At 41.8% G+C, this 25,159-nt stretch carries 20 protein-coding genes, 6 tRNA genes and 1 pseudogene; 18 read left to right on the top strand and 9 right to left on the bottom strand.

Going from position 1 to position 25,159, the window contains the following annotated elements; all coding sequences use genetic code 11:
* Nucleotides 1–135: 135 nt before the first annotated feature.
* Nucleotides 136–411, bottom strand: coding sequence for a hypothetical protein (locus tag ACTUJY_RS10505; RefSeq protein ID WP_463616040.1), 276 nt, complete (start codon nucleotides 409–411; stop codon nucleotides 136–138).
* Nucleotides 412–527: 116 nt separating this feature from the next.
* Between ACTUJY_RS10505 and ACTUJY_RS10500 the strand changes: the two genes are divergently transcribed.
* Nucleotides 528–1,067, top strand: coding sequence for a DUF4124 domain-containing protein (locus ACTUJY_RS10500; RefSeq protein WP_463616039.1), 540 nt, complete (start codon nucleotides 528–530; stop codon nucleotides 1,065–1,067).
* A 50-nt stretch (nucleotides 1,068–1,117) separates the two neighbouring features.
* On the opposite strand, the gene ACTUJY_RS10495 is transcribed toward ACTUJY_RS10500, so the two are convergent.
* Entirely contained in the window at nucleotides 1,118–1,582 is a 465-nt protein-coding gene (locus ACTUJY_RS10495; RefSeq protein WP_463616038.1) for a YybH family protein, read from the bottom strand.
* A 164-nt stretch (nucleotides 1,583–1,746) separates the two neighbouring features.
* Nucleotides 1,747–4,986, bottom strand: a complete 3,240-nt coding sequence (locus ACTUJY_RS10490) for a VPS10 domain-containing protein (RefSeq protein WP_463616037.1) — start codon at nucleotides 4,984–4,986, stop codon at nucleotides 1,747–1,749.
* A gap of 278 nt (nucleotides 4,987–5,264) precedes the next feature.
* On the opposite strand from ACTUJY_RS10490, the gene ACTUJY_RS10485 reads away from it, so the two are divergent.
* Nucleotides 5,265–6,308 carry an amidohydrolase family protein gene (locus ACTUJY_RS10485; protein WP_463616036.1) on the top strand — a complete coding sequence of 348 codons (1,044 nt, stop codon included), beginning with the start codon at nucleotides 5,265–5,267 and terminating at the stop codon, nucleotides 6,306–6,308.
* Nucleotides 6,309–6,472: 164 nt separating this feature from the next.
* Here ACTUJY_RS10485 and ACTUJY_RS10480 read toward each other — a convergent pair whose 3' ends face one another.
* On the bottom strand, nucleotides 6,473–8,131 hold the full coding sequence (locus ACTUJY_RS10480; protein WP_463616035.1) for a collagenase: 1,659 nt from the start codon (nucleotides 8,129–8,131) through the stop codon (nucleotides 6,473–6,475).
* A gap of 307 nt (nucleotides 8,132–8,438) precedes the next feature.
* Between ACTUJY_RS10480 and ahpC the strand changes: the two genes are divergently transcribed.
* The 9 genes and pseudogenes from ahpC to ACTUJY_RS10435 all read left to right on the top strand — a co-directional run bounded on the left by ahpC (nucleotide 8,439) and on the right by ACTUJY_RS10435 (nucleotide 13,526).
* Entirely contained in the window at nucleotides 8,439–9,008 is a 570-nt protein-coding gene (gene ahpC / locus ACTUJY_RS10475; protein WP_463616034.1) for an alkyl hydroperoxide reductase subunit C, read from the top strand.
* Between the two features lie 88 nt (nucleotides 9,009–9,096).
* Nucleotides 9,097–10,675: pseudogene (gene ahpF / locus ACTUJY_RS10470) on the top strand (alkyl hydroperoxide reductase subunit F).
* A 1,153-nt stretch (nucleotides 10,676–11,828) separates the two neighbouring features.
* Nucleotides 11,829–11,918 (top strand) — tRNA-Tyr (locus ACTUJY_RS10465).
* A gap of 8 nt (nucleotides 11,919–11,926) precedes the next feature.
* A tRNA-Pro gene (locus ACTUJY_RS10460) sits at nucleotides 11,927–12,000 on the top strand.
* A gap of 114 nt (nucleotides 12,001–12,114) precedes the next feature.
* Nucleotides 12,115–12,186, top strand: a tRNA-His gene (locus ACTUJY_RS10455).
* A 21-nt stretch (nucleotides 12,187–12,207) separates the two neighbouring features.
* Nucleotides 12,208–12,282 (top strand) — tRNA-Lys (locus ACTUJY_RS10450).
* A gap of 29 nt (nucleotides 12,283–12,311) precedes the next feature.
* Nucleotides 12,312–12,620 (top strand): cyclic-phosphate processing receiver domain-containing protein, encoded by a 309-nt coding sequence (locus tag ACTUJY_RS10445; RefSeq protein WP_463616033.1) that lies wholly within the window; start codon nucleotides 12,312–12,314, stop codon nucleotides 12,618–12,620.
* Between the two features lie 240 nt (nucleotides 12,621–12,860).
* Nucleotides 12,861–12,935, top strand: a tRNA-Gln gene (locus tag ACTUJY_RS10440).
* 39 nt (nucleotides 12,936–12,974) lie between these two features.
* Nucleotides 12,975–13,526 carry an HNH endonuclease gene (locus tag ACTUJY_RS10435; protein WP_463616032.1) on the top strand — a complete coding sequence of 184 codons (552 nt, stop codon included), beginning with the start codon at nucleotides 12,975–12,977 and terminating at the stop codon, nucleotides 13,524–13,526.
* Nucleotides 13,527–13,544: 18 nt separating this feature from the next.
* On the opposite strand, the gene rtcR is transcribed toward ACTUJY_RS10435, so the two are convergent.
* A complete protein-coding gene (gene rtcR / locus ACTUJY_RS10430; protein WP_463616031.1) occupies nucleotides 13,545–15,146 on the bottom strand; it encodes an RNA repair transcriptional activator RtcR in 1,602 nt (533 codons plus the stop codon).
* A gap of 396 nt (nucleotides 15,147–15,542) precedes the next feature.
* Here rtcR and ACTUJY_RS10425 point away from each other — a divergent pair, with 396 nt between their 5' ends.
* From ACTUJY_RS10425 to ACTUJY_RS10400, 6 genes are all read left to right on the top strand, one after another.
* Nucleotides 15,543–16,775: an RtcB family protein gene (locus ACTUJY_RS10425; protein WP_463616030.1), complete on the top strand. Its 1,233-nt coding sequence runs from the start codon at nucleotides 15,543–15,545 to the stop codon at nucleotides 16,773–16,775.
* A gap of 75 nt (nucleotides 16,776–16,850) precedes the next feature.
* Nucleotides 16,851–17,912, top strand: a complete 1,062-nt coding sequence (rtcA, locus tag ACTUJY_RS10420) for an RNA 3'-terminal phosphate cyclase (protein WP_463616029.1) — start codon at nucleotides 16,851–16,853, stop codon at nucleotides 17,910–17,912.
* Nucleotides 17,913–18,072: 160 nt separating this feature from the next.
* Nucleotides 18,073–18,148: transfer RNA gene (locus ACTUJY_RS10415), tRNA-Ile, on the top strand.
* A gap of 381 nt (nucleotides 18,149–18,529) precedes the next feature.
* The gene (locus ACTUJY_RS10410; protein ID WP_463616028.1) at nucleotides 18,530–19,678 is read left to right on the top strand and encodes a slipin family protein; all 1,149 of its coding nucleotides are present in this window, start codon (nucleotides 18,530–18,532) and stop codon (nucleotides 19,676–19,678) included.
* A gap of 328 nt (nucleotides 19,679–20,006) precedes the next feature.
* A complete protein-coding gene (locus ACTUJY_RS10405) occupies nucleotides 20,007–20,375 on the top strand; it encodes a hypothetical protein (protein ID WP_463616027.1) in 369 nt (122 codons plus the stop codon).
* A 67-nt stretch (nucleotides 20,376–20,442) separates the two neighbouring features.
* Nucleotides 20,443–20,994, top strand: coding sequence for a hypothetical protein (locus ACTUJY_RS10400; RefSeq protein WP_463616026.1), 552 nt, complete (start codon nucleotides 20,443–20,445; stop codon nucleotides 20,992–20,994).
* Between the two features lie 6 nt (nucleotides 20,995–21,000).
* Here the strand turns inward: ACTUJY_RS10400 and ACTUJY_RS10395 are convergent, their stop codons facing one another.
* Nucleotides 21,001–21,480 carry a hypothetical protein gene (locus tag ACTUJY_RS10395; protein ID WP_463616025.1) on the bottom strand — a complete coding sequence of 160 codons (480 nt, stop codon included), beginning with the start codon at nucleotides 21,478–21,480 and terminating at the stop codon, nucleotides 21,001–21,003.
* 250 nt (nucleotides 21,481–21,730) lie between these two features.
* Between ACTUJY_RS10395 and ACTUJY_RS10390 the strand changes: the two genes are divergently transcribed.
* Entirely contained in the window at nucleotides 21,731–22,282 is a 552-nt protein-coding gene (locus ACTUJY_RS10390) for an HNH endonuclease (protein ID WP_463616024.1), read from the top strand.
* Between the two features lie 30 nt (nucleotides 22,283–22,312).
* Here ACTUJY_RS10390 and ACTUJY_RS10385 read toward each other — a convergent pair whose 3' ends face one another.
* The 3 genes from ACTUJY_RS10385 to sufU form a co-directional block, all read right to left on the bottom strand.
* Entirely contained in the window at nucleotides 22,313–23,170 is an 858-nt protein-coding gene (locus tag ACTUJY_RS10385) for a helix-turn-helix domain-containing protein (RefSeq protein ID WP_463616023.1), read from the bottom strand.
* 141 nt (nucleotides 23,171–23,311) lie between these two features.
* A complete protein-coding gene (locus tag ACTUJY_RS10380) occupies nucleotides 23,312–24,634 on the bottom strand; it encodes an NAD(P)-binding domain-containing protein (protein WP_463616022.1) in 1,323 nt (440 codons plus the stop codon).
* Complete coding sequence (sufU, locus tag ACTUJY_RS10375) at nucleotides 24,631–25,128, bottom strand: Fe-S cluster assembly sulfur transfer protein SufU (protein ID WP_463616021.1); 498 nt, start codon at nucleotides 25,126–25,128, stop codon at nucleotides 24,631–24,633. Before sufU ends, ACTUJY_RS10380 begins: the two co-directional genes overlap by 4 nt.
* Between the last annotated feature and the right edge of the window lie 31 nt (nucleotides 25,129–25,159).

Below are 25,159 nucleotides of genomic sequence, written 5' to 3'. Positions count from 1 at the left end.
CTGCAAACCAAACCCCATAAGCGGATAAGCTCTAATGGTTTGGCTTCTTTCCCGAAGTGTTACGGTTCGAATTAAAAGTTAGTATGGCGTGATTTATTGCAGTTTACCAATGAAATTAAGTGCTTTTGAGTGCCTTTAGGATATCTTTAGACGAACAACACGCATGATTTCCATATCAAAGCCAGCAACGGTTTCGGTATCGGGATAGTAGGTAAGGTTGACGCGTTGGCCTTGCAAGTTCTTATAGCGTTTTTGCCGTTTGTATTTAAAAGGCACGTTGTAACCTTCGAGCATTAACGTATTAATATACCAACCATCTGCTTCACGTTGCACATGGGAGGATACTTTTTTAAAGTCGGACTGAATCAATTTTTGATGAGTCATTAACAGTTTGTCGACGTCGTTTTTCATAAGCTAAGGTGTCGGTGTGAGTGTGTTACGTGTCTAGAGCAAATCAGGCTGCATTCAGAGTAATAGAATCGAGCATTAATGTAATATCTCAATGAGAGAATTTATGGGGTCTGCTTATGATAAAATTTTTTCATACAATTTTAAAGATATTGGTGGTTTTAATATTAGTCATTAGTGCCGGATTTTTGCTCCATAAATGGGAATTGTTGGATTTATCAAGTCTTAGTGAACAATTCGGTTCAAAACCGGCTTTACAAACGTATTACCAATGGACCGACGGTAACGGGCAATTGCAAATTACTGAAAAACCGCCACAAAAAGGCACGCCTTTTGTCCAATTTCAAGGTTCACCAGAGCTGAGCAATTATTCCGAGCGGCCACCGGAGGCATCAGGCAGTAAGAGCGATAAAACACAGCCAGAAGCTAAAGTGCTTTCGACTTATCGAGATGATGTAAGTGTTCAATTAATTAGCCGTGAAGTCACCACGCAGTGTCGTTGGTTGGTGGGAAAGTTGTTTGAATTGGAAAAGCAAATACTGCAGGAACCTAAAGCAGCCTCACAACTGTGTCGTGATTACCAACAACAGTTAACACTGCTGCCCCAACGGCATTGTAAGGCTTCGGTTGACGATGTGCGCGGTGAGGTTTGTCGATAAACTATCGAACACTCACTGGAACATATTAAAATTGGATGGCTCTGTATTAATTATTGATTTTTCGTTTCAATCTCAGTTTTAGTATTTTGATCATGAATCAGCGCCCAACCATGCGATTCTTTTTTAAAAAGCAGGCTTAAATAGTGATCGAGCTGATAAGGTTTACCATTACGCTCTTTTTCACGATAATTAACCAACAATAATGCGTGTCCTAGGGTGTCCGATTTTTCCTGTTGAATAATTTGGTAATTGAAGCTCCATCCTTCTGTAGAAAACCACTCTTTTAACATGTTTCGATATTCTTGTGCATCGTCGAAGTATTTGCCGTTCGGCAAAATGAAAGGCAGCTTACTGTTTTGGGTAAGGGTTGACTCAAAGCTTTTAAAGTCTTTATTTTGAATTGCATCAAGATGGCGCTTCAAAGTGCAATCAAAATCGCAAGCGAATAAATTGCTTGTTGCTAATAATGAAACTGTGAATATCAGTGAAGTAAGCATAAATTTTATAAGCATCATTTTTTTGCTCTCCTTTTTGGAAGCGTCATTAGATTACCTTCGAATTAGAATTGTTCAGTGAGTAAAAAAGTTAATATCGTAAGAACTTAGCGTGACCATTGTTTCAACGCTTAATCTTTTGAGTGGATTAGTTAAAACGGTGAAATAACGGCCAAACAATGATCTTATTTTCCTCGTACGGGTATCATTCCCGGGAACCAGTTACTGTTGTGCTGTTGTAAATGTTGCTCCAGCTTTAAAATTGACGAAGTAATGTGTTCAAGTTGACTGTAGACATTTGCATAGCCATCACTTGCACGTTGAAATCGTAATTTTTGATCGGGTGTCACCGGGCCCGTATTCTCGCTACGACTCCACTGCAGGTAGCTAATATAACCACTAATGGAAGTGGGCGTTGGTTCGCTACGACGCGAAACAATTGAGTTTCCATTTAGCTCCAGTTTTACTTCTTGGAGTTTTCGTTTTAGATCGTGCGATAATTTTAATAGGCCTTGATCGGCTTGCAGAGTTTCAGTGATCGCGGTTTCCATGTATTGCAATCGCTCTTCCAGCTCCAGCAGATATTTTTGCGCACCTCGAATGGCTTTATACAGTTGACCCGTTTTTAAATCGAACGTTAAATCCGATGCTCGATCTTGACTTGGGAAGGTTCGATTATCGATAGCGACAACTTCAACACTCTGTGTTACGCCGTAATCTAGCTCGACACCGTCGATGAGTTTTGACAGGCTAACCTGGTATTTACCGGGAATAACTAAAGGGCCAGACTCGTTATCGCCTTTTGGGTCGATGGGCTCAAAACCGGGGTAACGTAAGTCCCAATGAATTTCGTTAAAGCCGCTTTTAGCCGCGCTTTTTATTCGTCTTACCAGGTTTCCTGCGTCGTCTTTTATGGTAAAAATTAAATGAGGACTCTCTTGCAGATCTTCTTCTTTCAACGCTTCCCAAGATGGATAATGTACATCTTTATTGTCTTTAATCCGTTTTTGTTCAGCTTGTTGGCGCTTCTCTTTCAATGATTTGAACTCTTCTCGGATATGATAACGAATGGCTGCACCATACTCGGGGTTTTCCGCGTAGTAAAAGTCGGCTCCGCGCATGGATTTTCCAGGCAAGCCCAGCGGGTCATGTTCAATAAACTGAAAGGTTCTGCGTATTGGAAATAAAGTTGCTGGTTGTGTTTTTACTTTCTTGGCATCGGCTCGTAACGGAGAGTAGTCGTCGAGTATATAAAAACCGCGGCCGAAAGATGCAAGCACCAAATCGCTTTCCCGGCGTTGTATTTCCATGTCACGAATTGCGATAGTTGGGATGCCACTTTTTAATTGTACCCAATTTTTACCACCATTTTGAGTAAAAAAGACACCAAACTCAGTACCAACAAATAACAAATCTTTGTCGACATGGTCTTGAGCGATGGTATGAACGGTTCCGCGTTTCGGTAAATCGCCGCTAATGTTACGCCAGGATTCGCCAAGGTTATCGCTTCGAAAAACGTAAGGTTTGAAATCGCCTTTTTTATGATTGTCAAAAGTCGCAAATAGTGTTTTTTTGTCGAACAATGATGCTTGCAAATCACTGACATAAGACATTTCAGGCACATCGCTCGGCCAATCCATTGGCCGCCATTGGTCGCCGCCATTTTCAGTCACGTGCAAGAGTCCATCATCGCTACCGGTAAATATCAATCCTTCAGAAAGCGTGGATTCGTCCAGTGCAACAATGGCTCCGTAAAATGAGGTGGATGTGTTTTTAGCAACGCTATCAACACTCCAAATTTTATCCATAACTTTTAATTTATTTCGATCCATATTGCGGGATAGATCGCCACTAATTGCTTGCCAAGACTCACCTCGGTCATTGCTACGAAACAACATTTGTGAAGCGTAGTAAAGGCGCTCGTTTTTGTGTGGGCTGAGCAGCAGTGGTGAATTCCAATTAAAGCGTTGCGCGATTTTAGGGTCAGGTGAAATGGGTTGAATTTGCATACGCTCGCCAGATTTTTTGTCGTAGCGTGCTAAACCACCGTACTGGTATTGTGAGTAAATGATATTGGGGTTTTTCGGATCGATGACGGTCTTAAAACCATCGCCAAATTGAGTATATATCCAATCGCTATTTCGTATACCTGAGCTATGGGTTGTGCGATGAGGAGCGCCTAACGATGCGTTGTCTTGCGTGCCACCGAAAACATTGTAAAACGGGAAGTCGTTATCCACTGAAACGCGATAAAATTGTGTCAGTGACATATTGTCACGGAAGGTCCAATTTTTCGCCCGATCCCAACTTTCGTAGATGCCACCATCACAACCTACCAGCAAATGATTGCTGTTTTTGGGGTTGATCCACAACGCATGATTGTCGACGTGTTTATGCTCTTCGCCAGCGCGGTTAAACGTTTTACCTCCGTTTTCTGAAACCATTAAATAGGTATCAAGAGAATAAACCCGGTCAGCATTGTTTGGATCAACAACAAGCTCTTGGTAGTACTGCGGACTGCCAGAAACGTAATCGCTTTGCTTTTGCCAGCTGGCACCGCGATCGTCAGACCGAAAAAAGCCACTTTTATTTTCTGCGGCTTCCACTATTGCGTAAATGCGATCGGGCATTGTGGGAGCGACTGCGATGCCAATACGGCCCAATTCAACAGAAGGCAAACCTTTATTGATTTTTTGCCAACTTTTACCAGCGTCCGACGATTTATAAATGGCCGATTCCGGGCCGCCATTGATCAAGGTCCATACGTGGCGTCGACGTTGGTAACTGGTCGCGTAGATCACATCCGGATCGCGTGGATCGAAAGCCATATCACTGACCCCCGTATGTTCACTGATAAACAAAATGCGTTCCCAGTTTTTACCGCCATTGGTGGTTTTATAAATGCCTCGGTCGCCTCCTTTACTCCATAATGGGCCTTGAGCCGAAACGTAAACCACATTGGAGTTTCTAGGATCCACCAGTATTTCGCCAATATGTTCGGAATTCTTCAGCCCCATATTTTGCCACGTGTTACCACCATCAATGGACTTATAGACACCATCACCATACGCCACTGAACGTTGCGAATTATTTTCACCGGTTCCTACCCAAATCACATTTGTATTATTGGGATCCAGGGTCACGACTCCTAACGAGTAGCTGCTTTCGTTATCAAAGGGTGTTTGCCAAGTGATGCCGGCGTTATCCGTTTTCCATAAACCACCAGATGCTGCGGCTGCGAAATACTGTGCTGGATTTTCCGGATTAACAGCCAGGTCGACGATGCGACCGCTGGTCACACCTGGGCCAATGTTACGAAGCTTGAGATTTGAAAAAAGAGTAGCGTCGGCTTTTTCTTCAGCTGTAGCCATTGATACCCCGACAACCAATAGCAATGCCAACGACGATGAGATCAAGTGATTCATATAGGATCCTGTTTTTGATTTTATACGCGCACAAGGCTCAACATTATAAGCGCTTCTAACGAAATGACAGGCCCTAGTGCGAATACCAATCGATTGGTATTTTGTAATAAAGTATGTAAACCTTATTAATTAAATTAAGCGAGCGATATGAATAAACTCAATCAAACAGTCATCACCTTTTCAGTTATATGACATTGTGAATTATTGATAAACGGCTGCTGACACTCAATACCAGACTGCCTATAATGGCGCAACATTGCATACATGTTGGTACAACCATGAAATCGATAAAACAACGCATAAACGGTCACGGTCACCTGTTGCCCACGCCAGAACAGATACCCGCTTTTATGAAAGATAAAAAATACTTTTGGGTCGATGATGCGCGTAAATTTATGCATCAGGGTGATTGGAAGCGACCAATTACCGATCCGAGTTTTTTTCTCGATGAAAAACTGCAATGGATGGATGAGAATCGTATTGACCACGAAGTCGTATTGAGTTTGTCGCAACTGTACTGCAATGGTTTAAGCGAACCGGACACCGCCGATATCATTCGCTTTCAAAATGATTTTAATGCAAGTGTACAGCATCAACATCCTGAGCGTTTTACAACCGGATTTGTTGTGCAACCGGCCCACATGAATCAAGCAATAAAAGAAACGGAGCGCTGTGTTAACGATTTGGGCATGAAGTTGCTTTGTTTAAGCACACACTATCAAGCTGAAAGTGGTGAGTGGTTGTCAGTTGCGGATGAATCGGTTAATCCACTATGGGAATTGGCGAACGATCTCAATCTGGCTGTGGAACTTCATCCCTATGATGCAGGAAAAATGGTAAACCTGAAAGACCAGTATTGGCGAAATCACCTGGTTTGGATGATGGCGCAAACGGCCGATACTTATCTCATGTTTACTTTTAAAGGACTCGCACAAAAGTATCCACGTGTAAGAACCTGTTTTGCTCATGGTGCGATGCTGGCGCAAGCCAATTATGGTCGAGTTGTTCAAGGCATTGAGGGCCGGCCCGATTTGTTTCCCGGTGCGCATCATCCCAAAGAAACATTGGCACAGCCAAATGTGTATTTTGATACATTAGTGCACGATGTCCACACATTACAATTGATGGTGAATCGTTGTGGTTCTCGGCAAATTGTCTGGGGAGTTGATGATCCCTATCCTTTGGGTGAAATGGCGACGGTAGAGGGGTGTTATCCGGGAATATTACTGGACCAGGCCGTTGATGAAAAAGTCATTTCTGAGTCCGAAAAAGTCGCAATGATGGGGCGAAATGTTATGAGTTGGATTGAAGGTAACCAATGAAGGTATCCGTTTCGAGTGACAAATTTCGAGCTGCGGGTTAAAGAGTCACTTGAGCGTGAAAGTATCGAACTTATCATTTTTTCGTAACTCGTAACTCGTAACTCGTAACTCGTAACTCGTAACTCAATTCATCGTGGAACAATATGTTTATGCAGTCCGGCATTTTACAAATGCGGTGGTGTTAAATACGTAGGATAATCGTAACGTCCAAGCTGTCGCGGAAGCTCTTCCGGTGTATTCGATTGTTCATCAGAGGGTGGCAGTGGATATTCATTTAACCAACGTTGAAAGTGATCGTTTAACTGTTGATCGGTTTGTTCCAGTTGTAATGCGTAGCCTTTATAAAAATCACCGTAGAGGTTTTGTTTTAACACGATGAGTTTTTGCGGGTGTCTTTCTGCCAAAAAACGTATCGCCAGGTAACTCCATTGGTAAATCCTTTCCAGACTGTCTTTGTATTCGGTTTCGAAGATTGTTTTTAAGTTCGGGCGTTCATCGGGTTTAGTGTTTCTTATTAGCTTTTCCACTTTAGGGTTGTGAGTTTGTTTGGACACATATTCTGCTAAGCCTTCACTCCACCATACAAGCTGTGCCGGAAAATGTTGAAAACCACTGTATTTCACATAGCGACCATCAAGATAATGAACGTACTCGTGATTTAAATTCCAAACAGTAAAGTCGGGTTCTAACCAACTGGCTCGGAACGAAAAAAAGCTTGCTTGATTGTCAGGGTCAGCAGGGTCGCCTTCAATATACATTCCTCCATTGTTGGTATTGATATCAAACAAAAAGGGCGAATATTTGTGGTATTCACTCCAGCGGTCAAAAATGACCACTTGCAAGGATTGATTATGATCGTTATGTACTGGTTGCAGTTGCGTATCCAACAATTGATGAAATTGACCTTCTTGAGCGAGTAAATTGTCGCAGGACTGCGAGAGTTGCTGCTTCGTGAGTCGTTGTGTACGAATAAAGAGACGATCGGAGCAAGTGTGGGTTATGGGTAGCGCTTCCTCTATTTGGGGAACCACACAAAGTGCATTGAACTTAGCATCATGGCATTCTGACCGGCCGCGAAATCCATTCACCCAATAAGCGTAAGAAAACAGTTGTTGGCGTTTCTCTTCACTCAATGCATCCAACTTACTGATCAATTGAAACACTTTTTCATCCAATGTATTCGGCGTATCGGTCAGTGCATTCAGTCGTGCCAGTGCCCACAGCGTATTTTCGTAAATCCACAGGTTTTCCGTACGCGGTTCCGTGTGTTTGATTAAGTGAATAAGCTGCGTTTCCAGTGGTTCTTTATGTTGGCGCATTATGCGGTTGAGATGTTCTCGGTTTTGGCCTTTGTCTTTTGCATAACGAGCCAGTAATCCTACGGCACGAATGGTTTCCCATAACGCATAGTCTTGTTCGATTTTATTCAATGACGGCGCAGCGGTCGTAAAGTGAGTTAAGAGCTGTAGTAAATGCTCAAGTTGATACGATAGTTGAGAAACAAATGGGTCTCGAAAGTAAAATCGAAATAATAATACGGAATAGGCTTCTATTAATTCTGCATCATTGTTAACTAAAGCTGTTTGGTAAAGCGTATCCATGAATTGGGAAAAACGTTCGACTTGTGAATCCGTAAGATCCTCTAACGGACCGTAGTAACTGTAGCTTCGTAAAAATTGCAATAACTCGGTATTGGAGTATTGAGTTCGGTTCACTATCAACTGTTGATTCAGTTTATCGATTGCAGCATCCAAATAATCCAGCTTATGAACCGCGAGGTTAGGTTGCCAAAAGTCAGGTGTGTTTTTTATCTTCGTAAGCATCGCAGTATCAGTAATCTGAGACAGGGGCGAACTAGTGCTATTTGGAGTGCTACAGCCCGTCAGCAAGGTGTAGCTAATAAGTGATATTGTCAGGGTTGAGAGGATCGATTTCATGAGCAGGGAATTAAAATATTAAAGTATATTGTATACAATAATTCAGGAAAGCCGAAATGGCAATATTAAGTCGTCTGAAATTATGTTCGTAAAAACCGAATGATGTGATTCTAACAATCTATTAGATAGAACGCGCCAGTTTCTCTAGTATGGTCACTGTTCAATTAAATCAACCATACGACAGGAGCTAACCATGACGCAGTCATTGATTAATACTCAATTAAAACCTTTTAAGTCAACCGCTTTTCACAACGGTGAATTTGTCGATATTACGGAAAAAGAGATTGCCGGAAAATGGGCGGTTTTCTTTTTCTACCCCGCAGACTTTACTTTTGTTTGCCCGACTGAACTGGGTGATATGGCTGACCATTACCAACAACTAAAAAACATGGGGGTGGAAGTTTACTCGGTTTCAACCGATACCCATTTTACTCACAAAGCTTGGCATGCCAGCTCCGATACCATCAATAAAATTCAATTTCCCATGTTAGGTGACCCGACGGGTACCTTGGCGCGTAATTTTGGCGTGATGATCGAAGACGACGGTTTGGCATTACGCGGCACTTTTGTTGTGAACCCAGAAGGCGAAATTAAAATCAGCGAAGTGCACGATTTAGGAATTGGACGCTCAGCAAAAGAGCTCGTCCGTAAAATTCAAGCGGCACAATACGTTGCCGAACACGATGGTGAAGTTTGCCCAGCAGCGTGGAAACCCGGTGATGAAACGTTAACACCTTCGTTAGATTTGGTTGGAAAAATCTAATCGACGGATGATCAACCCGATTTCCGGCTCCCGTTCTATTTAATGTTAAGGAGCCGGCATTTTTAATTCGATTCATGCGGGAGTGACTATGTTAGACGCCAATTTAAAACAACAACTGAAGCATTATTTGTCGAATCTAAAATACGGCATCGAACTGCAATTAACGCTCGATGAGAGTCGATCGTCTCAACAGATGCGCCAACTGGCCAATGACATTGCTGATCTTTCTGAAATGGTTAGTGTGAGTATGGCTGAATCAATGGATTTAAGAGTGCCGTCGATGCAAGTTATATCCCGTCAGCTGGATTCGTATGTTGTATTTTCTGGCATACCTTTGGGGCATGAGTTTACGTCTTTGGTGTTAGCATTATTGAGTTCCGGAGGGCATCCACTAAGACTCGATGAAGAAGTGATCGAACAAGCCAAGCAACTAACGGGTTCTTTTAATTTCGAAAGTTATATATCACTTTCTTGTCAGAATTGCCCGGATGTTGTTCAGGCTCTCAATATGTTAGCGATCATTAATCCCAACATTAAACACACCATGATCGATGGCGCTCTATTTCAAAATGAAGTCGATTCAAAAAATATTAAAGCAGTACCTTCCGTTTACTTAAATGGTGAACCGTTTGCCCAAGGTCGCATCACACTTAAAGAAATCCTTAACAAACTGGATTCCGGTGCTGAGCAAAAACAAGCGGAACGATTATCAAAAAAAAGAGATTTTCGATGTGTTGATAGTCGGAGGTGGCCCTGCCGGTTCCTCTGCGGCGATTTACGCGGCTCGTAAAGGCTTTAATACGGGCGTCATTGCGGATCGGTTTGGTGGGCAAGTCTCCGATACCGTGGGAATTGAAAACTTTATTTCTGTTGAATACACCGAAGGCCCAAAATTGGTGGCTAATCTTGAGCAACATGTGAAGTCGTACAACGTCGATATTATGGATGGACAGCGAGTCAAGACGATTTCTAAAAATGGAGTATTTGAAATAGAAACCGAAAGTGGTGCAAAGTTGAAAAGCAAATCGGTAATCGTGTCAACAGGGGCTCGTTGGCGTGAAATGAACGTACCTGGTGAGCAGAAATATCGAGGACGTGGTGTAGCTTACTGCCCTCATTGCGACGGACCATTATTTAAAGGAAAGAAAATAGCGGTGATTGGTGGCGGTAATTCCGGCATTGAAGCTGCGATAGACTTAGCCAATATGGTTGAGCATGTAACGGTATTAGAGTTTTCCGATGTATTGCGTGCCGATGACATACTGCAAAAGAAAGCGCGCTCCATGAAAAACATCGACATTATTATGCAAGCGCAAACCACCGAAGTGTTAGGTGATGGTAGCCAGGTGACCGGATTGCAGTATATCGACCGAACGACGGGGCAAAGCCATAATATAGAACTCGCTGGCGTTTTCGTACAAATTGGATTAGTCCCTAACAGCGAATTTTTAGGAGATACCATTGAGCGGTCTTCTCACGGAGAAATCGTTGTGGATTCGCGCGGTGAAACTTCGCAACCAGGATTATTTGCTGCTGGCGATGTGACGACAGTGCCTTTCAAGCAGATTATTATTGCCATGGGCGAAGGTTCTAAGGCTGCACTTGGCGCATTTGATTATTTGATGCGAATGGAGCCAGAAGTTGAAAAGCAGGAAAGAGCGGCGTAGTTAAACGGTTTGAACGACAGGGATGTTTAACTTATTCATGCGACTATTCCACTGAAACTGTTTTAAATGTGCATTAGACTGAGTTACAATCGGCTCATAAATTAACTTTGTGAATCTCACTAATGCCGACAAATTTCAATTGGAACATTAGCAAACAAGCGGGCGAATGTCCTGCAGTTTTTACGGTGCTTAATGCTAACCATAAATACAGTGTGCAGAAGGATTCACAGAAAAATTAACGCTTTCAAGCTGGGAGCGTTTGGCTCCCGGTAAAATCATTTTTGTTTCTTGAACTCAAAAAACCGGTAGCTGAAAAGCTACCGGTTTTTTTTATACCCATTGATAAACGATTAGTAAAAGAGGATTGGTTTTTGATAACGAGCAGGTTGAAATAAGTACCACATGAGTTGTGGCAGACCAGCATTCTATTTCATTTTTATCTAATTGACGTTAGAGAGCTTCGCTCGTCTTGATTGTTTTGTAACTTATTGAAAACTAAAGAAATAATTGATATTTGTGTTGACAGAATGGTTTTCATGGTTACAATGAGCATCATCATCTGAGCTGAATCAAAGAGTATTTTTAAACGATATGAAAATGTATTACGCGCCAATACGAAAGTGTCAACAACCCATAAGTTGGGCAACGTTGAGCGTGCGTAAACAGCATTCAGGTGAACAATTTTATTAGGTCTTAACATACGTTGAGGCCTTTATGCCTCGCAGATTTCGGATAAACCCGGTGAGGCTAAGCCCATCGGGTTTTTTATTGCTTGATCAAAATTCAAGTTTTGCGAGAGTGAAAGAGTTTAAAAGTAAGTATGAATATGATGAACAAACATCTAAAAAAGCGTATTGGCGCTATACGACATTGTCCCAGTTATTACTGGCACAACGCTTTGCATGCGAAATGCATTTCTGTGCGCACAAAGGTAAGCGTACAACTGGGTTCATTTGAACAATATCGTTCCAACGATCCAGAGAAAATTCCTAAGTAATCTGACTTGAATTCAAGTGAGGTTACAGAGTGGCCTCACGTGGTAAGTCAAACCCGAGAGGCCAATAGCCCTCGGGTTTTTTATTGCTCAGGCTTTTTGTTCTGAGCTACTAACGTCTTTATGACAAACGTTCTTTAACAATTTGAAAATAATTCTGGAGCACGCGCAGTGACGGTTCGACTGCACCGGTCTGTAAAACCGGTCCCCACCTTAGGTTTCTTGGTTCAAATCCAAGGTGCTCCACCAAAAATTTTCTCGGTGTAGCGCAGTCTGGTAGCGCTCTTGTTTTGGAACCATGAAGTCGCAGGTTCGAATCCTGCCGCCGAGATCAATTTAAGGAGGATGATCTCGATTGGATCGGGTCCCGGTTGCTAACCGATGAGAATGCGAAAGTGTTTGTGGTTCGACTCCACCGTCCTCCGCCAAATTCGTGCCTTTAGGCGTGGCCATAGCTCAACGGTTAGAGTTCAAGGTTGTGATCCTTGTGGTTCCGGTTCGAGTCCGGATGGTCACCCCTAAAGGCATGATGAATTAAGGAGTCTTGGCATAGTGGCTGTGCACCGGCCTTTTAAGCCGGTAAAGGTTGGTTCGAATCCAACAGGCTCCACCATTTCTCGAATGAATAAATAGGAGGTTGTAATGAAAGTTTTCTTTGATGAACAACAAGCAGCCCCAATAGGCTGGGAAGCTGCGCGTAAACCGCAAGAAGCGATTGCGTTAATGCAAACAGGCAATGTGGATGTATTAAATCTGCAAAGTGATATTCGCCACGCCAAATTTGGCTCGGCGTTTGATGTACTTAATTGGATTAAACGAGCCATTTTAGACTATGGATTAGTTCCTCCCTACATCAAGTTTCATGGGGACGATCCGGTAACCACCGAGCGGCTTCAAATAGAAGTTTTAAAAATAAAAAACTTGTATCGCGTTAGAGGAAATCGATACTGACCAAGGACAGGTGAGGAGGTAATTTTCTTAAGGATGAATATTAACACTTTGGAAAGATACAAAAATTGAGTGAGATTGTCGTGAATTATCGGGCGCGACTATCCGATGCATCGCGGTTAAAGTCCGAACTCGATAGCCTAATTTTTGTTGCTGGAGGTGAAAAGGAGGCTTAATGGAATGAGCAAGCATGGATGCTTTTTATCGTTACAGATATATAAACGAGATAATCACAAAATTTAACGCCTCGTAGTGTATTAGGTAACACACAAGACTTTGATTCTTGTATCGACCGTTCAATTCTGTCCGAGGCAGCCATTATTTTAAAGGTAAATGATGATGTAGAAAGGAGGTAAGGTGAAAAGTGCAGTTTTACGTTTAAATAAAGCAGGAAACCCGATGTCGTGGATCAACCTAGAACAGGCCGCAAGCTTTTACGCGAAACGTCAAGTTCTTTGGAGTTTGGGTAATTATGAAACTCGATTACGAGGTGGTACTTGTCGATTAACAGGACGCCAGACTTTTTTGGATATTGCGCCCGTTATTGCGATTGAAGGAAAAATGCATGATCAGGTGCGTCGTGTACCAGGTTTAACCAACAGCGCGTTGTTTGCTCGTGATAATTTTATGTGCATGTATTGTGGATTGTCGTGCGTTAAAACATCACTTACGCGGGACCACGTTATTCCAAAAGGACAAGGTGGTAAAGATTGCTGGACGAACTGTGTGACTGCCTGCAAAACTTGCAACAATCACAAAGGCTGTCGAACCCCGGAGCAGGCAAGTATGCCTTTGCTAGCCGTTCCTTTTACTCCGAATAAGTTTGAGTACTTGGCTTTATTGAATCGTCATATCTTGGCCGATCAAATGGATTATTTGTCGCAAGGGTTTGTCCGGTTGGCTGCTTAGAAGCCTTTCGAAGAGCGCTTAATTGGAATGGTTTAACTGTTCAAAAGTTAGTCCAAATTTTGCCAAGAATTTTTGCAGCCGTGTTGAATCATTAACTTTTACCTTTTGCAAACGACTTTTGTCGAACAATTCTCGACCGGCAGAGGCCATGGAAGGATGTCTTTGACAAACACTGATGACGTAACATAATTGATGTTTGTCGAACTCATCAATTTCACTGAGCTGTTTATTTGAAAAGTAATTGCTGAGATCAACTGAATTAGGCTGAGAGAGTGCCGATTGCCATTGTTTTTGAAGACGTTCGATTTCTTCCTTTGCATCATCTTTTGTGATTCTGGCGCCTTCGGCAAGTGTTCCCATTCGTGTGATTGACGCATTGAGATCGCGAAAATTGCCTCGCCATAATGAAGTTGGTGCAAGTGCAAATGCCATAAAATGACTTTTAGCTTCGCTGTTGAAGTCAATTTTTTTGCTTTCCTTTTTGGAAAACTCACTAAGTTCATATTCGATATTGGGCTCTATATCTTCTCGTCGATCTTTTAATCCAGGTAATTCGTACGTCCATAAATTTATTCTGGCTAACAGATCTTCACGAAAGCTGCCGTCGACAACCATTTTCTGTAAGTCTTTATTGGTACCGGCAATGAGTTGGAAATGGCTGGTTACTTCTTTATCGCTTCCGACAGGATAAAAAGTATGAGTTTCAAGTGCATGCAGTAACATGGCTTGTTCATCCAGCCCCAGTTCGCCAATTTCGTCGAGAAACAGCACTCCATTATTGGCAGATAATAAAAATCCTTCGCGTTTGGTTTGAGCTCCGGTAAACGCTCCTTTGGTATGCCCGAAAAGCGACGACATGGCGCTATCGCCTTTTAATGTTGCGCAGTTAACCGAAACCAATCGCCCAGAAACCATATCACGTTTCTTTTTTAAGGCGTAAATGCGTTGGGCTAATTGAGTTTTACCAGCACCGGTTGGTCCCTTTAGTAAAATAGGTGCTGATGAACGAATCGCAACTTTTTCCAGTTGAGAAATCAATTGATTGAACTGCTTATTTTTTGTAGCAATACCACCCTTTAAGAATGCTTCGCCAGACAGTTGTTGTTGTTGAAATCGCGAAGCAATGTGATCGTAACGTGACAAGTCGAGATCAATGATTTGATATTTTCCAACGACTTTCTGAACGCCGCGTCCAGGGGCCGTTTGAATCAAACGTCCAGGAAAGTGTCGGCTTTCGGTCAATAAAAAAATACAGATCTGTGCAACGTGAGTTCCGGTTGTGATGTGAAATAGATAGTCGTTGTTTTCACTGTTAAATTTCAACGACGCGCAAAGGTCAAATAGCCTTGAGTAGACTTCTTCAAAGTCCCAGGGATCATCGAAATGAATTAAATGATCATGAACTTTGGTTTCTGGCGAGATCGAAGCAATGTCGTCTATTGTGGTATCGGCTAATTTTTGGCTTCGATCATCGTGCAGCAAAAATAACTCGTCGATGACCAAGTCGGGTTGCGAGCAAAGCGATACGGTTGGCCGCCATTTGTTCCAGCGATCGCTTCGTCTTCCAGCATAATCCAACTGCGTTCCCAAAATACTGAATGCGACGGTTTTGTTTCGCATAATGATTCTTTTATATTTCTGGTATCTAAAAGGATATTTATATATCTATAAGGATATACATGTGAGTTAGTGGATAGTTTAGCAAAGTGTTTACGTTTGACCCAGTACTTTAAAAATAAATAATAAAAACAATTTGTTATGAAGATAATGGGGGAGGCTTGAAAAGTTGGCACACGGATTGAATTACCTAGTGTAAGTTTCAATGAGTAAAAGAGGTAGCACAATGAAAAGGTATCAACCTTATGGAAATGGCAGAACCATTGTAAGAAGCGGACTAATAAGTTCAACCACTCAGCGAGCAGCAATGTGTCAATCGACTCAAGCTGATGGTGTTCATGCTAATTTCCGTCAATTAACGGTGCTATTGATTAACTGTCGCCCAAAAGGAGTATCAAAATGAGCGAACAATTAAATTACGAAATTTTTGAAGGTCAGGGTAAAGCGTTTATCAAATCCTGGACCAAGGGTGTGCCTTTTGAAGAGGACGCAAAAAAGCAATTAAGTAATATTACGTCATTACCTTTCATTCATAAGTGGGTAGCGGCAATGCCAGACGTGCATTTAGGGAAAGGCGCAACCATAGGTAGTGTAGTGCCAACTGTTGGGGCGGTAATTCCTGCCGCTGTAGGGGTGGATATTGGTTGTGGAATGATGGCTGTGAAAACGTCATTAAACGCTTCGCAATTGCCCGATAGTTTATTTGCTATGCGAAGCGCCATTGAAGCCGCTGTACCTCACGGTCGATCGGTCAGAGCCCGTGGATCGAGAGATAAAGGTGCCTGGGGAAATATTCCCGACGATGTCGCCAAAGCTTGGAACGGATTGTCCGACAAGTTTTTAGAATTGTGTAACAAGCATGCGGTTTTGAAAAACACCAATAATCTGGGTCACTTGGGTACGTTAGGTACGGGTAACCACTTTATCGAAGTCTGTTTGGATGAATCTGATCAAGTTTGGATCATGCTTCATAGCGGATCGCGTGGTGTCGGTAACCGAATCGGTACGCACTTTATTGAAACAGCGAAAAAAGATATGGAGCGTTGGCATATTCAATTGCCGGATAGAGATTTAGCTTATTTGCCGGAAGGTAGTGAACACTTTAATGATTATGTTGAAGCTGTGGAGTGGGCTCAAATGTTTGCCAAAGTCAATCGTGAAGTCATGATGAAGCGAACGATTGCTGCAATCCATTCGGTCATGAATGTTAAGTTTGATGCTGAGTTAGAAGCGGTTAATTGTCACCATAATTATATTTCGCGAGAGCATCATTTCGGTAAAAATGTATTAGTTACTCGAAAAGGTGCGGTTCGAGCAAGAAAAGGCGAAATGGGGATCATTCCCGGAAGCATGGGTGCGCGATCATTTATTGTACGTGGACTAGGTAATGAAGACAGTTTTTGTAGCTGCAGTCATGGTGCCGGGCGTGTGATGTCGCGAACACAGGCGAAGAAGTTGGTGTCTCTAGAAGAGCACTTAGAGGCAACCAAAGATGTGGAATGCCGAAAAGATGTAAACGTAATTGATGAAACACCAAAAGCTTACAAAAACATCGATGATGTGATGAATGCTCAAAAAGATTTGGTTGAAGTGGTTCATACATTGAAACAGGTGGTTTGTGTAAAAGGTTAGCTTGATTTATACGGAGTTATTTCGAAAAGGAGTTCTTGCTAATCAATTTTGTATTTAATGATAAGAGTGCTTTAAATGAAATCAAAATTAATAATTGACGGCTCACAAGGCGAAGGTGGCGGCCAAATATTGCGAACCTCCTTATCACTGTCTATGTGTCTAGGAGTGCCGATTGAAATAAAAAACATTCGTGCTGGCCGCAAAAAAAAAGGTTTATTACGACAACACTTAACTTGTGTTCGAGCGGCGCAGGAAATCGGTAATGCCGAAGTTGAAGGGGATGAGTTGGGTTCGATGCGAGTTACTTTTAATCCTAAAGCAATTAAGCATGGACGATTCCGATACTCGATAGGTACAGCTGGGAGTACAACACTGGTATTTCAAACAATTTTACCGGCATTGCTACTAGCTCGAGGTGTATCTAATGTTGAGTTAAATGGAGGGACTCACAATATTAAGGCGCCAAGTTACGATTTTCTCAAAGAAAGTTTTTTGGAAGTATTAAAGCGACAAGGTGTCGGTGTGACTACGACTTTGGAGCGATATGGATTTTATCCTAATGGAGGTGGAACATGGTGTGCACAAGTATCACCCATTCAGCGATTTGATCAGATAATACTGAATTCTCGTGGCAACTTGATGAAACATCATATTCGAACGATTACCAGCCAGTTACCTGAGCATATCAGCGAAAGAGAAATTAAGCAGGTACAGAAAAAGCTACATTGGAATAAAGGTGAAATTGAGGAAGTTCGCGTCGATGCATTCAGTACCGGAAATATAATTTCATTAGGATTGCATTACGATTCGCATGTGGAACTTTTCGAAGAAGTTGCTCAATTAGGCGTTAAGGCAGAACGTGTCGCAGGGCGAGCTATTAATCAGTTAAAACGATTTGAAAGCTCTCAAGCAGTGGTCGGAGAATTCCTGGCCGATCAACTGATGTTACCCATGGCATTGTTTGCGGGAGGCTCGTTTGTAACGCATGAATTGAGCTTGCATTCAAAAACCAATCAGCAGGTGATTAATCAGTTTATTGAGGATGCCGTAAAAGTGGAGCAGGTTAATGAACATTTATACAAAGTTTCGATTGAAGGGTTAAATCTTCATAGTAAGAATTTAACGGAAGTGCCTTAGTGTCTAACAAGTACTGAAAAATAAGTTCAGTAATAAACGAGTTTAGGAAAGCGTTCTTCGTTTAGCGGCTCTAGTTTCTGACGAGTTAAAGTCAGGTCAGTCCGGCGCATACGGTGTACCGCAATGTGTATCAAGCGAATGACGAGTTCTAAACGCAACGAACGTTGTAGCTCATCGGGTAGAGCAGCTGACTCATAATCAGTAGGTAGCCGGTTCGAATCCGGTCAATGTTACCAAGTCGACTGTAAATCGACCGTGTCCTGTACGACGCATTGGAAAAGACGAGAGTCTGGGGTTCAAGTCCCCCAAGTAAATCATACGGGCTTCTGGTTTCAATTCGCCGGAGTCAATTGGATGCAATATTCGAAGTTTGCTTCGTATATATTGGATTAATTCAAAAGCTAATTGAAACCGGTTGATTGCTGTCATATTCAGTGGGTTAAGGATTTGCAAGTTATAATTTGAAGATACAAAATCAATTGTACTTAAGGATGAGTCGCAATCGAAAGTCGTATCCGCTCATTTATAACTTCTGGATACTTTAATCTGATATTGCCAGCACTCAACAAGAAGCCCAACTATTTCGTATTTTGGGAACTATTAATAAGGAGAAAATTATGTTCGGATTCAAGAAGATTGATGTTTCGGATAATGAACGTGTCTTGATGTTTCGAAAAAACCGACTCGTGCGCGTGTTGAAACCCGGAGAGTTTCGAGTGTTGGACTGGTTTAATCACGTTACTTGTGTTTGCTATGACATTACACAGCCAGAGTTAAACCACCCATTAGGTAAGTTTTTAATCACCGCTTACCATGCTTTGTTGGGTAATCAGGTTATTAGCTTTGATATTAAGCAAGATCAGGTAGGCATTGTCTACTATGATGGAAAAATTGCTGACATTATTCCACCCGGAATATTTAAAATGTATTGGAATGTGTCGGTAGATATTAAAGTGGACGTCATTGATATTTCTGAACATTATCAGGTTGATAACTCCTTACTTTCAACGTTGACCCGGAATAAAAGCACAGTGCTTTATACGAAAGGTTCTTCAGCTATCTTTTATATTGAAGTCCCCGACAATCATATTGGGTTACTTAAAGTGAATAGTAAACTTGATGGTATGTTAAAACCCGGTAGCTACGGTTTCTGGCGTTACAATCGAAACATTGAAGTTGAACGACTCGATTGTCGTTTGCAAACCGTGGACGTGAGTGGTCAAGAAATTCTTACGAAAGATCGCGTCAGCTTACGGGTTAATCTATCAGCCAGCTATCGCATTGTTGATACGGAAAAAGTAGCAACTCTGTTAAAAAATCATGTGGAGTTTTTATATCGTGAATTTCAACTTGCTTTGAGAGAAGTTGTCGGAACTCGTACTTTAGATGCCATTTTGGAAGACAAGAATGTGGTTAATGAAGTGGTTGAAAAACGAATCAAAAATAAGGCACTGACTTACGGCCTGGAAGTGAACGATGTCGGTGTAAAAGACATTATTTTGCCCGGTGATATGAAAATGATTTTGAATCAGGTGGTTGAAGCTGAAAAAGCCGCGGAAGCTAACTTGATCAAACGTCGTGAAGAAACACAAGCAACGCGTTCATTACATAATACCGCAAAAGTAATGGAAGGGAACCCAACGTTAATGCGATTAAAAGAACTGGAAGTTCTTGAGCGTGTTACCGGAAAAATTAACCAGTTGACCGTATACGGTGGGTTAGAAGGCATTATGAAAGACATGGTTAAACTAACGGAGAGCACATAATAAAAGCCCGGGCATATGTATGCTCGGGCTTTTATTTTGAGACATATAAAATAGCAGAACTGCGATTGCTCTATAAAAAATATTCAAGTTGTGAATAGTGCGGCCAATTAGTAAAAATACTATTACTAAATATTATCTCAATGACCACGTGGACAAATTATGTTCACCTTCTTATAGTGTTGCTCGAGGATGATTAATGCATAAGGAAATACGGTAATATCTTTTCAACACCGAATGACTCAATTCCTATTTTCTTAATTGTTAATCAGAGTTCCTTAAGTCGAGTCTGAAAACAATTAACCTCAGTCCGTTACGAAAAGGAGGACTTATGAAATATTTTAAATTGATTTGCGCTGCACTTATTATTTTTACATCTCAAATATCTTTTGCTGGTTATCAAAATAATACTACGGTAACCATAAGTGGTAGTAGCTTTTACGGTAACTTACGTGCCGCCAGAGATTCCGCGAATAACACTGAATATCTGGCTTGTTACGTTAATGGGCAAACGGATGCTGTCACCTGTTTCGCTCGGGATTCGGCAGGAACCTATCGCAGTTGCAGTATCGCCGCCCCTGATACAGGCGATTATGAAGCGGTATCATCGGTTAGCTCTTCTACCTATTTATACGTCACCTATAGCGGAGGAACGTGTACCCGAATTCAGGCAACAAACGGTTCTTACATGTTGCCTTAACTCAGAGTTATCGAAAGCTCTTTGACAGAGCTTTCGATAAATTCTATTTAAAAGGGAGTAACGAGTTATGAATATCAAAGCTTTTCTGGTGATAGGTTTTTTAGTCGGTTCGCTATTGAGTTTTTTAATGACCTACTGGTACTTCATTCCTGAAGCGAAGCAAGAAAGCGAAGCGATTTATATTCAACCGGTTACAGAACCCCATTGGAAGAATGATGTTAGTAACAAAGACCAACTTTACTTGGAGTTAACCAGTATAAATCGGGATATCTTAAGGAAGGTGGAGCTGGTTGAGAAAAAGATCGATAAAATGCAAGAACAGAAGTCAGTAGTCAATGATGAACTTAGTTTGCCGGAAAAATACGATGTTGTTACTTTAATTAATGGAACACGTGTGGCACCTGAACGTAATCAAGTAGACTTACATAATGTTCTGGATTATGTAGACACTCAAATTGAAAACGGTCAATGGATGCCAGAAAACGCAGAATATATTCGAAATTTTTCAGAAAACTTAACCAAACAGCAATTGATAGATATTCAGCTCCGTTTAAACGAAGCTATTAATAATGATGAGTTAACCATTGAGTACAATTTGTTGATGGAGCCTTTGTTTTAGTCGGATTTAATTCGCGACTATTCGGCCAACGGAGTCTCCGTGGCAAGCGTTACAAGAACCATTAGTTACCACTCCGGGCATGGTGCGAATACCACCGGGAGCATCTATTTCAACGTCAACACCAGTGACCGACCCTTCACCCATATAGAGTCCTTCTACCTCTTCCGTGGTGTAAAAGTTGCCACTGTCGTCGGTTTCCATACTGGCAGACAAAGCATTGGTATTAAAAATATAAAGATTTACCGTAGCATTTGTTTGCGGTTCGCCGCTTGAGCGGTATACCGTGCCAGCGGCATAAAAGCGCACGGCATCTGGTTCGGTTCCATCGTGGCATCCAATACAGTTTTCACCGGCGTAATGACTCATGTTTTGGCTGGTTTGGCCGTTATCGCTATTGTCTGATTCCTCAGAACCAGTACCACCGCCACTGCAGGCACACAAAAATAACAAGGGTAAAACGAATAAAAATTTTATATGTAATTTCATGGTGGTCACAGACGAAGGTGATATTGTCATTTGTTCACAGTATAAAGTCATGAAATGAGATATCCGTGTTCGAGGTCACAATCGCAATTAGAAAGTGTAAGTGATAAAAAAGTAGAGAGTTGTTTTGCAAGCGCTTTGTGGTGGTCAATTGGTGAAGAAATTTGTACGAAACGCGCAAAATCGTGAAAAATGAAGTAGTATTTTAGTAAGACCTGACGAATTGCGATTTTTCAGGCCCAGAGGAGTCCGTATGATTTCACAAATACTACGACTGGACAAAGCCGGTTTTCCGATGGAATGGATCGGTGTGGAGCAAGCTGCTTGTTACTACGCTAAAGAGCTGGTGCTGTGGTCGCTTGGCGAGAGTGTGATTACATTGCACGGCGGCTATAATCGTTTTTCCGGTATTCAAAGTCTACTTTTGATTGCGCCAGTCATTGCAACAGAAGGGCGACTGACCAATCATACTCATCGAGTTCCTCATCTTACAAACGCCTCTTTATTTGCTCGTGATCGCTACTTATGCCTTTATTGCGGTGATCACTTTGGCAAAGCATTACTTACTCGCGATCATGTTATTCCCAGAGGACTTGGTGGTGATGACAGTTGGACCAACTGCGTCAGTGCTTGTCGCAGTTGCAACTCTCACAAAGGATGTCGTACGCCAGAACAAGCAAACATGCCATTACTGGCCGTACCGTTTAAACCCAACAAATTTGAATACTTGGCGCTGGCAAACCGTAACATTCTGGCAGACCAGATGGACTACCTATCGAAAGGATTTGTACGTTTTAATGCGTGACAAATCCGATGTTTGCTTTTTTATCCTAAATTAGAAAATGTTTTCGGCCATAGCTATTGCAATTGCTTGCGCACGATTTACGACATTGAGTTTCCGATAGATATTTTGCAAATGAAACTTTACGGTTCGTTCAGAAATTCCTATGATCACTCCGGTCTCCCAACACCCTTTTCCTTGTGCGACCCAGGATAATACTTCCTTTTCGCGAGGTGTTAATTGAGCCAATTGAGGTGATGAATTTGCGGATGAATGATTACCACGACATGGTGAAGTTACGCGACTTATCGCTTCGTCAATGTAGGGCTCCAGACTTTTTAAAACATTTGCACCCTGCGACAGCTCTTTTGAATTGCATTCCGCAGTTAACAAACAGACGCGTTTTTTTTCATTATTACCAAAGCATTCAATGGATACATCGGTTGGAGGTGAATTGGGTAAAGCCAATGGAGTTGTGACTGACGATTGTTGGCAGTGAGATTTACAGTGTTTCACGTTAGGCTCTTTTTTTATATTGCTGGCTTTTAAACGGCTCGCTGAGAATCCTGGCTTTATTCTGTACTGTTGTGAGAGTGCTTGATGAATGCTGGATTGATCACATTTAGACGTGCTTGTGTGATTGACCTGTGTGTGACTATTGGATTTAATTTGACTCCTTGAATTTCTTTTCTGCTTCGCAGACTCACAATAAAACACCTTTATATCATTATTTTGAAATACCTGCTGTGTAAGCTGTTGAATGGAGTGGTTTAATGTTTCAAGATCTTTAACCTCTTTGCAAATAAACATAAACCGAATTAGATCAATTAATGCAGATTTTGATAAATTACCGAAAGAATCTAAATTGACGTTTGCTAATACCTCTGACTTCGCGTTTGCTATTGAACCCATCTTGCCTCCTTTCCCTTTTGCGTCAATAATGGCTTGTTTTTTTTAATTTTATATAATCATGGTTCGCCATAGTTTTTAGGAAATTCAGTCTAACGGATCAATTTTAAATATCGCAACCATAAGATCGTTTTTTATCTCAAGTTAACCACAACAACTTGTTACTGACGATTCATTGCAAGTAGAGTTATTGGTACTGGGTCCACAACACTGACCTTCGCCACAGGCGCCACCGCATACACCATTCTCTGGATAAGCAAATTCAATTCGAGTTGCCGCTTCGAAATCACCGGACAAATAGGCACAGACTGATCGTACCTGTTCATAACCTGACATTAGAAAAAAGTTCGGTGCTCTTCCGTGACTTTTCATACCCAAAATAAAATATCCGGGTTCAGGATGTTTTAATGCTTGATAACCGTGTGGTGCAGGAATCATTTCTCCATTGTTTTGAGCTTCCAAAATAAGCTTACTCACTTCAATTGGACACTCAAATAACTGGTCCATATTGAGTTGAAGTTCGCGAGTCATGACTAAGTCTGGGCGCGAACCTCCACACGCGATAATTCTATCGCATTCAATTTTCGAACTGTGGCCGTTACGCATTCCCCGAATTAATTGTCTGCCATTGTCTAATGCTGTGATTTCTGTGATCGTAAAGTCATCAATGGCTTGAATACGGTTGTCTGTTAAGTGTCCGGAAACTGACTGATCGAGAGCACTTCGCTCCGGTAATATACTGGGCTTGCACGCGTTGGAACTCACCTGCTTTGAGTTTCGTCGTGTAATCCAAACAATACGATGGTTATCATTATTAAGGCTAACTAGATCCAGTAATGCATTTAAAGCGGAGTGTCCGCTGCCGACAACAGCCACATCTCGGTTAAGATAATCTTTTTTGTGTTCTCCTTTTATATCGGGTATTCCATAAAAAATTGCCGGATTATTGAGTTCTCCCTCAATGGGGTAACCGAGTCCTCCGACGGGATTGGGCGTTTGCCAAGTTCCTGAAGCGTCAATAATGTTTTCTGCTTGAACGGTAATTGTATTGTTCAGGTTATCTAGAATATGTAACTCAAAAGGATTGTTGTTTTTGCGATGGTCGGCTTTATTATGATTAACTCGACCAATATATCGAACACGATACCCTAAAAATAATTTACTTTTAATGTAAGGTAAGTCGGCGAGCGGACGTAAGTAACCTTCAATTAACTCTTTTCCGGTTGGAAAGGAATCGGCGGGAGGCGCCGTCCAGCCTTCGCTTTCTAATAACTTCTCTGCCACGGGATCAATATTTAATGCCCAGGACGAAAACATTTTTACATGCGACCATTCCGCTATCGATGAAGCTATTGTTTTACCTTGTTCAAAGATCAAAAATTTCTGACCTTGTTGATGCAAGTGAGCAGCCGCTGCAAGCCCGACGGGACCGGCACCAATAATCACTACTGGAACGATTTCGTTCATACCGAGGCTACCTCGCTTTTAATGTTAAGTATTGAATTTTCAGTTGTGCTCGTTTGATTCGTAAATTCAGTGAGTGCTTTTTCCAATGTAACCCAAGCGAGCGCTGCACATTCAATGCGTGAAGGCGCTTGATGTATTTCTTTAAAAACCTGTAAGGAGTCAGGCAAGTCTGTTACTTCGGTGGACTGCTGGCTATCTCCAACCATGTTTAAAAAGTATCGACTTATTTTTTTTGCTTCAACAATACTGATACTCTGAATGATTTCAGTTAACATCGACGATGAGGCTTTACAAACAGCACAACAAGCTTCGCTGTAAAACATTGAACGATGAATATTTTCTTGATCCAATTGTAAGTACAACGTCATATGATCGCCACAAATAGGACTGTCACCATTAAGCTCGATGTTGGCATTATCCATATGACCAAAATTGCTCGGGTTTTTCCCATGTTTAAGAATGTCTTTTTGGTAAAGTACTAAACTATCGCCCATCGTCTACTCATTCTCATTAGGTTAATCCTGT

This window comes from Pleionea sp. WD8-19, from assembly GCF_055326765.1.
The sequence above is the reverse complement of the archived record's forward strand: the minus strand, read 5'-3'. Positions and strand labels throughout refer to the sequence as shown.